The sequence below is a fragment of the Escherichia sp. 93.1518 genome (assembly GCF_013368915.2).
GTDB classification, from domain to species: Bacteria; Pseudomonadota; Gammaproteobacteria; order Enterobacterales; family Enterobacteriaceae; genus Escherichia; species Escherichia ruysiae.
In genome coordinates this window covers 1-13,136 of record NZ_JABWMT020000021.1, presented here as the reverse complement: position 1 = coordinate 13,136, position 13,136 = coordinate 1, and the positions used below count along the sequence as shown (strand labels likewise).

Annotated in this window: 12 protein-coding genes, 1 tRNA gene and 1 pseudogene; 8 read left to right on the top strand and 6 right to left on the bottom strand. The window is 47.1% G+C overall.

Annotated features, from left to right (window positions below; genetic code table 11):
- Window positions 1-65: 65 nt before the first annotated feature.
- On the bottom strand, window positions 66-1,121 hold the full coding sequence (gene phoE / locus HEN21_RS15555; protein ID WP_032358935.1) for a phosphoporin PhoE: 1,056 nt from the start codon (window positions 1,119-1,121) through the stop codon (window positions 66-68).
- 287 nt (window positions 1,122-1,408) lie between these two features.
- Between phoE and proB the strand changes: the two genes are divergently transcribed.
- The 3 genes from proB to HEN21_RS15540 all read left to right on the top strand — a co-directional run bounded on the left by proB (window position 1,409) and on the right by HEN21_RS15540 (window position 3,967).
- A complete protein-coding gene (gene proB, locus HEN21_RS15550; protein WP_001285269.1) occupies window positions 1,409-2,512 on the top strand; it encodes a glutamate 5-kinase in 1,104 nt (367 codons plus the stop codon).
- Window positions 2,513-2,523: 11 nt separating this feature from the next.
- Window positions 2,524-3,777 (top strand): glutamate-5-semialdehyde dehydrogenase, encoded by a 1,254-nt coding sequence (gene proA / locus HEN21_RS15545; protein WP_000893311.1) that lies wholly within the window; start codon window positions 2,524-2,526, stop codon window positions 3,775-3,777.
- Window positions 3,778-3,891: 114 nt separating this feature from the next.
- A tRNA-Thr gene (locus tag HEN21_RS15540) sits at window positions 3,892-3,967 on the top strand.
- 362 nt (window positions 3,968-4,329) lie between these two features.
- On the opposite strand, the gene HEN21_RS15535 is transcribed toward HEN21_RS15540, so the two are convergent.
- On the bottom strand, window positions 4,330-5,229 hold the full coding sequence (locus tag HEN21_RS15535; protein WP_000687186.1) for a LysR family transcriptional regulator: 900 nt from the start codon (window positions 5,227-5,229) through the stop codon (window positions 4,330-4,332).
- 98 nt (window positions 5,230-5,327) lie between these two features.
- On the opposite strand from HEN21_RS15535, the pseudogene HEN21_RS15530 reads away from it, so the two are divergent.
- Window positions 5,328-6,050, top strand: a pseudogene (locus HEN21_RS15530) (SDR family oxidoreductase).
- A 193-nt stretch (window positions 6,051-6,243) separates the two neighbouring features.
- The gene (locus HEN21_RS15525; protein WP_105285938.1) at window positions 6,244-6,501 is read left to right on the top strand and encodes a hypothetical protein; all 258 of its coding nucleotides are present in this window, start codon (window positions 6,244-6,246) and stop codon (window positions 6,499-6,501) included.
- 417 nt (window positions 6,502-6,918) lie between these two features.
- Here the strand turns inward: HEN21_RS15525 and ykgR are convergent, their stop codons facing one another.
- Window positions 6,919-7,020 carry a small membrane protein YkgR gene (gene ykgR, locus HEN21_RS15520; RefSeq protein ID WP_000662260.1) on the bottom strand — a complete coding sequence of 34 codons (102 nt, stop codon included), beginning with the start codon at window positions 7,018-7,020 and terminating at the stop codon, window positions 6,919-6,921.
- Between the two features lie 313 nt (window positions 7,021-7,333).
- Between ykgR and HEN21_RS15515 the strand changes: the two genes are divergently transcribed.
- Window positions 7,334-8,227 (top strand): LysR family transcriptional regulator, encoded by an 894-nt coding sequence (locus tag HEN21_RS15515; RefSeq protein WP_010344526.1) that lies wholly within the window; start codon window positions 7,334-7,336, stop codon window positions 8,225-8,227.
- Window positions 8,228-8,261: 34 nt separating this feature from the next.
- Here HEN21_RS15515 and HEN21_RS15510 read toward each other — a convergent pair whose 3' ends face one another.
- Together HEN21_RS15510 and HEN21_RS15505 are read right to left on the bottom strand one after the other, a co-directional pair.
- A complete protein-coding gene (locus tag HEN21_RS15510) occupies window positions 8,262-9,251 on the bottom strand; it encodes an aldo/keto reductase (RefSeq protein WP_176252039.1) in 990 nt (329 codons plus the stop codon).
- Between the two features lie 26 nt (window positions 9,252-9,277).
- Entirely contained in the window at window positions 9,278-10,129 is an 852-nt protein-coding gene (locus HEN21_RS15505) for an aldo/keto reductase (RefSeq protein WP_176252038.1), read from the bottom strand.
- Window positions 10,130-10,378: 249 nt separating this feature from the next.
- On the opposite strand from HEN21_RS15505, the gene HEN21_RS15500 reads away from it, so the two are divergent.
- Window positions 10,379-11,248 (top strand): aldo/keto reductase, encoded by an 870-nt coding sequence (locus HEN21_RS15500; RefSeq protein ID WP_176252045.1) that lies wholly within the window; start codon window positions 10,379-10,381, stop codon window positions 11,246-11,248.
- Window positions 11,249-11,410: 162 nt separating this feature from the next.
- A complete protein-coding gene (locus HEN21_RS15495; RefSeq protein WP_176252037.1) occupies window positions 11,411-12,460 on the top strand; it encodes an NAD(P)-dependent alcohol dehydrogenase in 1,050 nt (349 codons plus the stop codon).
- A gap of 174 nt (window positions 12,461-12,634) precedes the next feature.
- Here HEN21_RS15495 and HEN21_RS15490 read toward each other — a convergent pair whose 3' ends face one another.
- Window positions 12,635-13,108, bottom strand: a complete 474-nt coding sequence (locus HEN21_RS15490; RefSeq protein WP_404864663.1) for a LysR substrate-binding domain-containing protein — start codon at window positions 13,106-13,108, stop codon at window positions 12,635-12,637.
- Between the last annotated feature and the right edge of the window lie 28 nt (window positions 13,109-13,136).

The window sequence follows — 13,136 nt, the reverse complement described above, 5'->3', positions numbered from 1 at the left end:
TTCCGGCCTGAAATAGTGGTTTTCGTAGGCCGGATAAGGCGTTCACGCCGCATCCGGCAATATTATTAAAACTGATATGTCATTCCTATCGCGACAATATCATCATTATTAATATTCAACTTATTATCGCTATCCAGCTGGTTGATTTTATAATCGACAAATGCTGACATGTTTTTGTTGAAATAATACGTGGCACCGACATCAATATAATTGACCAGATCCTCATCACCGATACCTTCAATATCTTTTCCTTTCGATAGCACATAACCTAAAGATGGACGCAGACCAAAGTCGAATTGGTATTGAGCGACAGCTTCAAAATTCTGTGTCTTATTAGCAAAGCCGCCAGAAATTGGCGTCATTTTACGCGTTTCAGAATAGAAGGTTGCCAGGTAAATATTATTGGCATCGTATTTAAGACCCGTTGCCCACGCTTCGGCACGTTTGCCCGTACCACGGCTTTGCAGGTTCTGCTCGTTGGTGCGATCAGAGTTGGTATAGGCCCCACTGATAGCGAAATCGCTGCCGCCAAAGTCATACGTCAGTGAAGTACCAAACCCATCGCCGTTCTGCTTTTTAACATCGCGGTTTTCGTTTTTCCCTTGATATTGCAGGGTTAAGTTCAGGCCATCAATAACGCCGAAGAAGTCGGTGTTCCGATACGTCGCCAGCCCGCTGGCGCGTTTGGTCATAAAGTTGTCGGTCTGCGCCGAGGAGTCGCCACCAAATTCCGGGAACATATCGGTCCAGGCTTCGACGTCATACAGCGCGCCCAGGTTACGTCCATAGTCGAAAGAACCTAAATCCTTATATTTCAACCCGGCAAAAGCGAGACGTGTTTTTTGCTGTGCGGTATCACTCTCCGCTTTATTTCCGGCAAACTCCGCTTCCCACCGACCATAACCGGTCAGTTGATCATTAATTTGTGTTTCACCTTTAAAACCAAAACGGATATAACTCTGGTCGCCATCTTTACTGTCATTATCACTCATATAATGCATGGCTTTAACTTTGCCATAGACATCCAGTTTATTACCGTCTTTGTTATATATTTCTGCGGCCTGTACGGATGCAGATGCCACAATACCCATCACCACTAATGCCAGAGTGCTCTTTTTCATTTTCATTCCTGATTTTAATTAACGCGCGAATATTCAGCGGGAGAGACCCGTTCAAAACAGGAAAGTTTTTAACCTGAGATTGTTAAAGATATATTACAGATTAATAATATTCTTAAAATGTGGTAATTTATTAAATCTGTAATAAAAACGTAAACAACTGCCGCTACGCTTGCTGATCCCGCGCAACAAAACGCTATGCTTTGCTCGCAGATGGTTGGCAACCGGCGACAGTCCTGCTAAAACGTTCGTTTGATATCATTTTTCCTAAAATTGAATGGCAGAGAATCATGAGTGACAGCCAGACGCTGGTGGTAAAACTCGGCACCAGTGTGCTAACAGGCGGATCGCGCCGTCTGAACCGTGCCCATATCGTAGAACTTGTTCGCCAGTGCGCGCAGTTACATGCCGCCGGGCATCGGATAGTCATTGTGACGTCGGGCGCGATTGCCGCCGGACGTGAGCACCTGGGTTACCCGGAACTGCCGGCGACTATCGCCTCGAAGCAACTATTGGCGGCGGTAGGGCAGAGTCGACTGATTCAACTGTGGGAACAACTCTTTGCAATTTACGGCATTCACGTCGGGCAGATGCTGCTGACCCGTGCCGATATGGAAGACCGTGAACGCTTCCTGAACGCCCGCGATACGCTGCGTGCGCTGCTCGATAACAACATTGTTCCGGTAATTAATGAGAATGATGCTGTTGCTACGGCGGAGATTAAAGTCGGCGATAACGACAACCTTTCTGCGCTGGCGGCGATTCTGGCGGGTGCCGATAAACTGTTGCTGCTGACCGATCAAAAAGGTTTGTATACCGCTGACCCGCGCAACAATCCGCAGGCAGAACTGATTAAAGATGTTTACGGCATTGATGACGCACTGCGGGCGATTGCCGGTGACAGCGTTTCAGGTCTCGGAACCGGCGGTATGGGCACCAAATTGCAGGCCGCTGACGTGGCTTGCCGTGCGGGGATCGACACTATTATTGCCGCAGGTAACAAGCCGGGCGTCATTGGTGATGCGATGGAAGGTATTTCTGTCGGTACGCTGTTCCATGCCCAGGCAACGCCTTTAGAAAATCGTAAACGCTGGATTTTCGGCGCGCCACCGGCGGGTGAAATTACTGTAGATGAAGGGGCGACCGCCGCCATTCTTGAACGCGGCAGCTCCCTGTTGCCGAAAGGTATTAAAAGCGTGAGCGGCAACTTCTCGCGTGGTGAAGTCATTCGTATTTGCAACCTCGAAGGTCGCGATATTGCTCATGGCGTCAGCCGTTACAACAGCGATGCATTGCGTCGCATTGCCGGACACCACTCGCAAGAAATTGATGCAATACTGGGATATGAATATGGCCCGGTTGCCGTTCACCGTGATGACATGATTACCCGTTAAGGAGCAGGCCGATGCTGGAACAAATGGGCATTGCCGCGAAGCAAGCCTCGTATAAATTAGCGCAACTCTCCAGCCGCGAAAAAAATCGCGTGCTGGAAAAGATCGCCGATGAACTGGAAGCACAAAGCGAAAGCATCCTCAACGCTAATGCCCAGGATGTTGCTGACGCGCGTGCCAATGGCCTTAGCGAAGCGATGCTTGACCGTCTGGCACTGACGCCCGCACGGCTGAAAGGCATTGCCGATGATGTGCGTCAGGTGTGTAATCTCGCCGATCCGGTGGGGCAGGTGATTGATGGTGGTGTGCTGGATAGCGGTTTGCGTCTGGAGCGTCGTCGCGTGCCGTTGGGGGTGATTGGCGTAATTTATGAAGCGCGCCCGAACGTGACGGTTGATGTCGCTTCCCTGTGCCTGAAAACCGGTAACGCGGTGATCCTGCGCGGTGGCAAAGAAACCTGTCGCACCAACGCTGCAACGGTGGCGGTGATTCAGGACGCCCTGCAATCCTGCGGTTTACCGGCAGGTGCTGTACAGGCGATTGATAATCCGGATCGCGCGTTGGTCAGTGAAATGCTACGCATGGATAAATACATCGACATGCTGATCCCGCGTGGTGGCGCTGGTTTGCATAAACTGTGCCGCGAACAGTCGACGATACCGGTGATCACGGGAGGTATTGGCGTCTGCCATATTTACGTTGATGAAAGTGCAGAGATCGCTGAAGCCCTGAAAGTAATCGTCAACGCGAAAACCCAGCGCCCGAGTACGTGTAATACGGTAGAAACGTTGCTGGTGAATAAAAACATCGCTGATAGCTTCCTGCCCGCATTAAGCAAGCAAATGGCGGAAAGCGGCGTGACATTACACGCAGATGCTGCTGCACTGGCGAAGTTGCAGGCAGGCCCCGCGAAGGTGGTGGCTGTTAAAGCCGAAGAGTACGACGATGAGTTTCTGTCATTAGATTTGAACGTCAAAATCGTCAGCGATCTGGACGATGCCATCGCGCATATTCGTGAACACGGCACGCAACACTCCGATGCGATCCTGACGCGTGATATGCGCAACGCCCAGCGTTTTGTTAACGAAGTGGATTCCTCCGCTGTTTACGTTAACGCTTCAACCCGTTTTACCGACGGCGGCCAGTTTGGTCTGGGGGCGGAAGTCGCGGTAAGCACACAAAAACTCCACGCGCGCGGCCCAATGGGGCTGGAAGCACTGACCACTTACAAGTGGATCGGCATTGGTGATTACACCGTTCGTGCGTAAATAAAACCGGGTGATGCAAAAGTAGCCGTTTGATTCACAAGGCCATTGACGCATCGCCCGGTTAGTTTTAACCTTGTCCACCGTGATTCACGTTCGTGAACATGTCCTTTCAGGGCCGATATAGCTCAGTTGGTAGAGCAGCGCATTCGTAATGCGAAGGTCGTAGGTTCGACTCCTATTATCGGCACCATTTAAATCAATAAGTTACCTCACATTTACGTAAACCACGTTCTCCTCTTGTGCCGTATTTGGGACATTGCGACTCATAATTACGTCCAATAGCGCAGTTTGATTTACGATCTTCCGGGTTTATTCATGCTACCCGCGCTGCATATCTATTTGTTGTCATTCAAGGTTGATGATGTTCGTGCTGTCTGTAGACGAAAGCGGCAGGTGAGTAAAATGTCTTTATTTATCATCCGTAACCCATGACGCCTGGTCATTGGGGCACTGTTCGGGACAGCAACATGATGAGACGCGGGCGTATCAAATTGCAACTCACACAATTTATCAAAATACTGCTCTAACATGAGGCAGTACAGGTGCAGATATTTAAGCCAATTGTTGTCGCCATTCCTTGACGTGGTCAATCAGAGCGCGGAGCTTTGGTGCAATATTGCGACGCTGAGGGAAATACAGATAGAAGCCAGGAAATTGTGGAAGAAAGTCATCGAGCAGAGATACGAGCTTACCACTTTCAATATACGGCCTGAAAGTTTCCTGAGTGGCAATTGTTATGCCTCCGCCGGCAAGAGCCAGCTTTAACATCAGACGCAGATCATTCGTTGTAATCTGCGGTTCAATCGCAAGGTCGAAAGCTCTCCCGTTTTCTTCAAATGGCCAGCGATAGGGCGCAACATCCGGGGATTGACGCCAGCCGATACACTTATGATTCACAAGTTCACGCGGATGAACAGGTATGCTGTTGGCTGCGAGATAGGAGGGAGAGGCAACCACCATTTCACGTTGCCTGGCGGTAAGGGGAACAGCAATCATATCTTTTTCAATGACTTCTCCGAGCCTTACGCCAGCATCGTAACCTGCGGCTACGATATCGAATTCCTCATCCGTGACAACAATATCAAGCGTAACGGCTGGATTGGCGGCTGCAAACGAAGCGAGTAGCGGACCTGAAAGAAATTCTTCAGCTATCGACGTCACCGCGATTCTGAGAAGTCCACGTGGCATATGGTCAGAAACCATTTCTTCGAACGCCGCCTCAATACCGGATAAAGGTAATGACAGTGATTTGTGCAGCCGTTCTCCTGCTTCCGTCAAATTAACTGAGCGCGTGGTCCGCATTACAAGCATGGTCCCGAAAGTATCCTCAAGCCGTCTTATTCCCTGACTGACCGCTGAACGGGTAACGCCCAGCCGTGCGGCGGCTTTACTGAAATTACTCTCTTCTGCTACCGCGATAAAAATGGGTAAAAGATTAAGATCGATTTTCATTGTTTAATGCCGCTAACCACTGAGTACATTGAAAGCAGGATACTGGAACCAATCATAAAGTTCTATTATCTCTCCGAACACATTTGAAGGAGAACGTAATGGATAAGGTCATATTAATCACCTGTGCATCAAGTGGTATTGGGGAAGGTATTGCCAGAGAGTTGGGAACGACAGGTGCGAAGGTTTTACTGGGAGCACGCAGACTTGAGCGGATCGAAGCCATTGCAGCAGAAATCTGTCGCGCAGGCGGTATTGCTAAAGCGCGGGAGTTGGATGTCACAGACCGACAGTCCATGAGCGGCTTTGTGCAAGCTGCGCTGGATAGCTGGGGCCGGGTTGATGTCCTTATTAATAATGCGGGTGTTATGCCGCTTTCACCGCTTGCAGCAGGAAAACAGGATGAATGGGAGCTCACTATTGACGTGAATATCAAGGGCGTGCTTTAGGGAATTGGCGCCGTACTTCCGGTGATGGAAGCACAGGGTTCCGGTCAGATCATCAATCTTGGTTCTATTGGTGCTCTTTCTGTCGTGCCCACTGGGGCAGTCTATTGTGCAACTAAGTTTGCTGTGCGGGCTATTTCTGATGGTTTACGGCAGGAAAGTTCGAAAATACGCGTGACCTGCGTAAATCCTGGCGTTGTAGAAAGCGAACTGGCGTCAACCATTACCCATGTGGAAACCATGAAGGCAATGGACGCTTACCGTTCTGTTGCTCTTCAACCCGCAGATATAGCCCGCGCAGTAAGGCATATTATTGAATCTCCTGAAAGCGTTGATACAACTGAAATTACCATCAGACCCACTGCGTCTGCAAACTGAAGGATAACGTTAATGTTTACATTCCCGTTTTATTAAATATATCGGGAGGAAAGTTTATATACCCCTGTCTTGCATAGAAAGATACATTAAATTATGCATTCTCACCCCGAGGGAGATAGAGGTTTAATTGCAGTAAATGATTTTATCAGGGAATAAACTGAAACTTGTTTAATTCCTTTGCATATAAAAACTCATGCTCTCAGTTATCAGGATAATAACCATGAATACTACATATTCTTTAATTGTCATTGCCGCTCTGTCTTTATTGTCCTTCAGTAGCGTCGCCAAAACTATTACTGCCGTCGGTTCAACCATTGGCAGTGCTGAGAAAGAGATTTCTCTACAGGCAGAAAAACAAGGGAAATCATATGAAATTCTGGGGGTGCTTTTTAAGAACAGAGTTTATATGATAGCAAAGTTAACACCTGTCAGTAAAAATAACGCCTCATAAAGCAAATGGTATAATTTGTAAAATATTACCAGGATGCATGTATATTGATTCAAAATTGTCATTGTTATGGCAATGGAATGCCTGACAAATGACTCTATTCAAACCTGCTGCGCCAGTTGTTTTGCTAATTTTACCGATGCTTCGGTTTGCAGTGCTAAAATAATATTGGTCACTGTTTTATTTACTCTCTCTTACGCGGTCTGCAAATGAGCAGAAATAATACATCCTTAAGAGGTTAATGCTGGCGTAATCAATAGACCAGCATTAATCACAGATGATTATGTTGCCAGTCAGACAGATATTGTTAAACCGTCGAATTCATAATCAACACTTTTTCTTACGCCTCTGAACAGCTTGAAAAGCAGGGAGAGGAAGCATATTTTAAATATCACGTAAGTGAATTGTTTTATGACGTTATTAGTAGAAATGGAGGAATAAATAGGCATATTCTACAACTGCAACAAAAACAACAATATTAATCAGTTTATGGCTTATTTGCTGTACTTTATTCTCTTTCATTGGTACTTCCTCGCTTTAAAAAAGAGCGCACCTCATAAGCGCCTCTTATATAGATAACGAGTTTGGTCAACCAATTTTTTGAGGTGTATCACAAATTAGAAAATATGTATTACATCAGCCATCACTCATGACAGCAAAGTCATCGATATACGTCACCTGAAAATCAGATCCGGAGATGCGTCTGCTCTCATGAGTGACCAATTCTGGCGTTGATTGGCGCAGGGGAAGCATATAATACGGCTAAAATGATTGTATCTATGAACACCCTTCATAAGTACGTTTTGAAGGGAATGCTTCTATAAGGAAATCGCTAATGCTCAAAGAAAACTTCAACGAACTGCAAATCTTTCTTGTGGTGGCAAGGGAGCGAAGTTTTACCAAAGCAGCGGGCAAACTCGGTGTTTCTCAGTCAGCTCTCAGCCATGCGATTAAGGCTCTGGAGGAAAGGTTAAATATCCGCCTCTTAACCCGAACGACTCGCAGCGTGGCTCCCACAGAAGCGGGGGAGAGAATAATCGCCTGTCTTGAACCTCGTATTGACGAACTTGAACAGGAACTGGAATCACTGATTCAACGGGACGGCACGCCCTCCGGGAATATTCGGTTATCTGCCGGGGAACATGCCGCGCGCAGTCTGATCTGGCCGAAGCTAAAACCCTTTCTCAGAGAGTATCCCGAAATCAATGTCGAACTGGTGGTGGATAACGGTTTTGTCGATATTGTCGAAGGTCGCTTTGATGCGGGAGTACGGCTGGGCGAAAGTATAGATAAGGATATGATTGCCGTGAGGATTGGACCAGATATGCGAATGGCTGTGGTGGGGGCACCGTCTTATTTCGCTACAAACCCTGCGCCTGGAACGCCTCACGAGCTACAAAATCATCGCTGCATCAATATGCGTCTGCCAACTGCCGGTGGACTTTATCACTGGGAGTTTGAGCGAGAAGGGAAACCGTTACGGGTCAGAGTTGATGGGCAACTGACGTTCAATTTGCTGCCAGAAAGAATTGATGCAGCATTATCAGGATTTGGTATCGCCTGTGTTCCCGAAAACGCGGTTCAGGATCATATAAAGTCAGGCGAGCTTATTCAGGTTTTACAGGAGTGGTGTCCAACTTTTCCCGGATATTACCTTTACTATCCAAGCCGTAAGCAGCACCCACCTGCTTTTGCGCTGATGATCGATGCACTTCGCTACGCAGAATAACGGAGCCGCATTTTACTGTGGCTCCGTTTGAGCATTAACGGCCTACGCGAGCCTGATGCTCAGGCGAGTAACGTTCACCGACGATTTTAATCGTTTCCAGTGCCTGGGTTATCTGCTGAGTATCATTCTGCGAAAGAACGATGTTGACAGCGGCCAGGTTTTCCTCCAGCCGGTGCAGTTTAGTGGTGCCAGGGATGGGTACAATCCACGGCTTTTGTGCTAACAGCCATGCCAGTGCGATTTGTGCAGAGGTTACCCCTTTCTCCGCAGCCAGTTCACCTAACAAAGTGACCAGTTTTTCATTGGCTTCAATGGCTTGTGCTGCGAAACGCGGTACGGTGCTGCGGTAATCATCTTTGCCGAAAGTGGTTCCCGGCTTAATCGCCCCTGTCAGGAAACCTTTACCTAGTGGGCTGAATGGTACAAAACCAATCCCCAGTTCCTCCAGCAACGGCAGGATTTCCTGTTCAGGTTCACGCCACCACATGGAATATTCGCTTTGCAGGGCGGTGACTGGTTGTACTGCATGGGCACGACGAATGGTTTGTGCCCCCGCTTCTGACAAGCCGAAATGTTTGACCTTACCTTCTGCGATTAGGTCTTTTACCGTTCCTGCAACATCTTCAATCGGGACATCTGGATCGACACGGTGTTGATACAGCAGGTCAATAACATCCGTCTTAAGGCGGCGTAATGATCCTTCAACGGCTTCACGGATATGTTCCGGGCGGCTGTTTAGAATCTGCTGCTTATTATCATCGCCGAAGGTAAAACCAAATTTAGTCGCAATCACCACGCGGTCACGAAACGGTTTTAAGGCTTCACCGACCACTTCTTCATTCAGATACGGACCATACACTTCGGCGGTATCGAAGAAGGTGACGCCGCGTTCAACCGCAGCACGAATGAGTTCGACAGCCTGACGGGTATCTGTCGCCGGGCCGTAGCCGTGGCTTAAGCCCATACAACCTAGCCCAAGAGCGGAGACTTCGAGCCCGGATTTACCCAGATAACGTTTTTGCATTGAATGAATACCTCTTTTATCGCGGCTTAAACATCAAGTTTGCGGCCAGTCAGCCATTCCACCATCGCCGGGTCGCGGTGAGAGAAGAACGCGCTGGTTGCGGTATCCAGGGCGGTAATTTGCAGTATATCTTCAGGACTGAGTTCAAAATCGAGAATGTTGATATTCTCTTCCATGCGTTCTTTGCGCACTGATTTTGCCAGTGAAACGATGCCTCGTTGGTAGATCCAGCGCAGAACAACCTGGCCCACGCTTTTGCCATACTTCTCGCCAATTGCCGTTAACACGGGATGCTGGAACAGACCATTTTTACCTTCCGCAAACGGCGCCCAGGCTTCTGGCTGAATGCCACGACTTTGCATCCACGGAACGGCCTGTAATTGCTGGTTGAAGGGGTTAACTTCAATCTGATTGACCGCCGGAACGACTTTATTAAAGGCGATAAGGTCAGCCAGTCGGTCAGGGTGGAAGTTACTGACGCCAATCGCGCGAATTTTACCGGCCTGGTGAAGCTCTTCCATGGCACGCCAGGCTCCGTGGACATCACCGTAAGGCTGATGAATCAAATACAGGTCAACGTAATCAAGTTGCAGCCGATTCAGAGAGCGTTCGAACTGGGCTTTGGCACCTTCGTAACTGGTATCCTGCAACCAGAGTTTCGTTGTGACAAAGAGTTCGTTACGCGCAATACCGCTTTGTTTCAGCGCATTCCCGACCTGAGTTTCATTCTGATATGAGGCGGCGGTGTCAATCAGTCGATAACCAGTATCAATAGCGTCAATGACCGCTCTTTCGCATTCGGTGGCATCGGTCATCTGAAATACACCAAAACCCAGCAAGGGCATTTCAATACCGTTGTTCAGTCTTACAGTTTGCATGGTGTTATCCTTCCGTTATTGTTTATGGAAAGCATACCGTAAAGAGAGTTATTAGATTAGACGGCGAGATTTGTCAGGGGCTATGAACAAAATTCATTAATCTGCCTTAATGCTGGTGAGTAGCACTGTTATCGTGCAGGTCTATTTTATTGATGAATTATTTGCATAAGTGAAATCGATATTTACATACTAATCGAGAGTCGCATTTTAACTTAGAATAATAAGTCATACGTGATGGAGGTGCTTACCGTGGTGTTTTCTGTATTAAGCAACAATCTTAAAATGCCGATGATCGGTTTTGGAGTTTTTCAGGTTACCGATAAAGAAGAGTGTAAACAGTCGGTGTTGAGTGCTATCCGAACAGGTTATCGTCTAATCGATACTGCTGCGGTATACGGTAATGAAGATGCTGTCGGTGATGCCGTTCGTGAAGCTATTTCGGAAGGATTCTGTACTCGTGAGGAGTTATTTATTACTTCAAAACTGTGGGTGCAGGATATGGTTAATCAGGATACGGCAAAAGCAGGAATTGAAGCATCGTTAAAAAAATCGGGACTTGAATATTTTGACCTCTATTTATTGCACCAGGCGATGCGTGATTATTTCAGTGCGTGGCGAGCCCTGGAAGCGGCTTATGACGAGGGCAAACTGAAAGCGATTGGTGTTTCCAATTTCTATCCTCATGTATTAACAAACTTTTGTGAGACAGTCAGAATAAAACCAATGGTGAACCAGGTTGAGCTGCATCCCTATTTTGCACAACCAGAGGCGCTGGCAACCATGAAGCACTATAATGTGCAACCTGAAGCCTGGGCTCCGTTAGGCGGCGGAAGACATAAGCCGTTTGAAAACAAAATGCTTCAGAGTATTGCTGATGCCCACCAAAAAACGATTTCTCAGGTGATATTGCGCTGGAATATTCAACGTGGCGTGGTCGTTATCCCGAAATCAACTCATCAACAGCGTATTGAAGAGAACTTCGCCATTTGGGATTTTTCACTGACAGAGGCAGAAATGGAGCAAATTAGCTCGCTTGATTTAGGCTATGTTGGTGAATCCGTAAAACATTTTAATCCAAAATTTGTTCGTGGTTGTCTTGGCGTAAAAATACATGACTGATTTTAGTATTTGTTGAGCTATATTATTTGGATGATGACGTTTTTATCTGATCTTACAGGCTTTGTTTTATAAAATAGCAAATTCAGACAATATGGGTTTTAACCAGCGATTTAAGAATATGATTCTTAAATTATCAATTAGTTCATAACGAAGAGGTACTTTATGAAAACTATCGGTTATGCCGCACTCTCTTCCGATGCAAAACTGGTTCCTTATCATTTTAAACGTCGTGAGTTACGTGACAATGATATTGCCATCGAAATTCTTTATTGTGGCGTTTGTCACTCAGATTTACATACAGTTAATGGTGACTGGGGGCCTCAGCCTTATCCGTTAATTCCGGGGCACGAAATTGTCGGTATCGTGAGAGCAGTGGGGCAGGGGGTTAAAAAATATCAAGTAGGCGATCATGTTGCCGTTGGCTGTATGGTCGATAGCTGTATGCATTGCGACCAGTGTGAACAAGGTGAAGAACAGTATTGCCGCCACGGGATGACGCCAACCTACGGTGCTAAGGATCGGATTAGCGGCGAAATTACTCAGGGAGGCTACTCCAAACATATTGTGGTACGTGAAGAATTTGTACTGCGGATCCCTGAAAATATGGATTTAGCCAAAACTGCGCCGATTCTCTGTGCCGGAATTACCACGTTCTCACCATTACGTACCTGGAATGTTGGTCCTGGCAGCCGTGTGGGCGTTATTGGGTTAGGCGGTTTAGGTCATATGGCTGTGAAACTGGCTGTCGCGATGGGGGCTGACGTTACTGTGATTAGCCGGACTAAAAGCAAAGAAGCAGACGCAAAATTGCTCGGTGCAAAAGGCATTCTGCCGTCTTCAGACCCAGAGGCATTACAGATGTCAGCCTGTGCATTCGATTTGATTATCGATACGGTTCCCGTTAAACACGACCTGAATATCTACACCCCATTGTTAGATATTGATGGTTCATTAGTTATTGTTGGACAGGTTGGGCCTGTGGAAGAACCGTCAACAATTCCTCTGATTATGGGGCGTCGCCGTGTTGCTGGCTCACTCATCGGCGGTATTGCAGAAACACAGGAAGTGCTGGATTTCTGCGCGAAGCATAATATTTATCCCGAATGTGAAATGATCAATATTGATCAGATAAACGATGCATTTGCTCGCCTTGCAAAAGGGGATATGGCACATCGTTTTGTTATTGACATGGCTTCACTGAATGCTGAGTAACGGAATAATTCAGCGCAGAGCTGCTGTATATTTTCCAGCAACTCACAAGAAAGGTATTCAATAATGGAACCAAAAATGTGTTTGAGAGCAGGAATTTGCGCTGAGCACTAACAGACATTTTTATATTAAAAAGCCAGAGTCTTGCAATAGCCCTGGCTTTTGTTTGCCTGATGTTCAGTTTTTTTTATGATGGCGTAGCGCATCAACAACCAGCTGGAATGCTTTTGAGTGATTTCTGTTTTCCGGGTAATAAATATAATAACCATCCCAATAAGGACACCAGTCTTCAAGTACACTGATCAGTTCGCCGCTGGCGATGTATTTTTCCGCAATATCGCGTGGAACATGCGCCAGGCCGTAGCCCTCTAACGCCGCCTGCAAATTTTGATAGATACGGCTAAACACCAGTTGACCGCTGACTTTGACATTCAGGCTTTTTCCTTCTTTTTCAAACTCCCACGCATACAGATTGCCATGCGTTGGAAAACGAAGATTAATGCAGTTATGACTAATAAGGTCATCTGGATGCTTTGGCAAAGGGTGCTGAGAAAAATATGCTGGCGAACCGACAACAGCAAAGCGCACGTCGGGACCAATACGTACAGAGATCATACCGCTGGATGGATTTGCCCCTATATTTCCAGACACCTGTTATCACTTAACCCATTACTGGTCC

Excerpts from the sequence above, each read along its gene's own strand:
- proA (WP_000893311.1), top strand. The coding sequence starts at position 2,524 with ATGCTGGAACAAATGGGCATTGCCGCGAAGCAAGCCTCGTATAAATTA.
- HEN21_RS15495 (WP_176252037.1), top strand. The coding sequence starts at position 11,411 with ATGAAAACTATCGGTTATGCCGCACTCTCTTCCGATGCAAAACTGGTT.
- proB (WP_001285269.1), top strand. The coding sequence starts at position 1,409 with ATGAGTGACAGCCAGACGCTGGTGGTAAAACTCGGCACCAGTGTGCTA.
- HEN21_RS15525 (WP_105285938.1), top strand. The coding sequence starts at position 6,244 with ATGCTCTCAGTTATCAGGATAATAACCATGAATACTACATATTCTTTA.
- HEN21_RS15535 (WP_000687186.1), bottom strand. The coding sequence starts at position 5,229 with ATGAAAATCGATCTTAATCTTTTACCCATTTTTATCGCGGTAGCAGAA.
- phoE (WP_032358935.1), bottom strand. The coding sequence starts at position 1,121 with ATGAAAAAGAGCACTCTGGCATTAGTGGTGATGGGTATTGTGGCATCT.
- HEN21_RS15505 (WP_176252038.1), bottom strand. The coding sequence starts at position 10,129 with ATGCAAACTGTAAGACTGAACAACGGTATTGAAATGCCCTTGCTGGGT.
- ykgR (WP_000662260.1), bottom strand. The coding sequence starts at position 7,020 with ATGAAAGAGAATAAAGTACAGCAAATAAGCCATAAACTGATTAATATT.
- HEN21_RS15510 (WP_176252039.1), bottom strand. The coding sequence starts at position 9,251 with ATGCAAAAACGTTATCTGGGTAAATCCGGGCTCGAAGTCTCCGCTCTT.
- HEN21_RS15515 (WP_010344526.1), top strand. The coding sequence starts at position 7,334 with ATGCTCAAAGAAAACTTCAACGAACTGCAAATCTTTCTTGTGGTGGCA.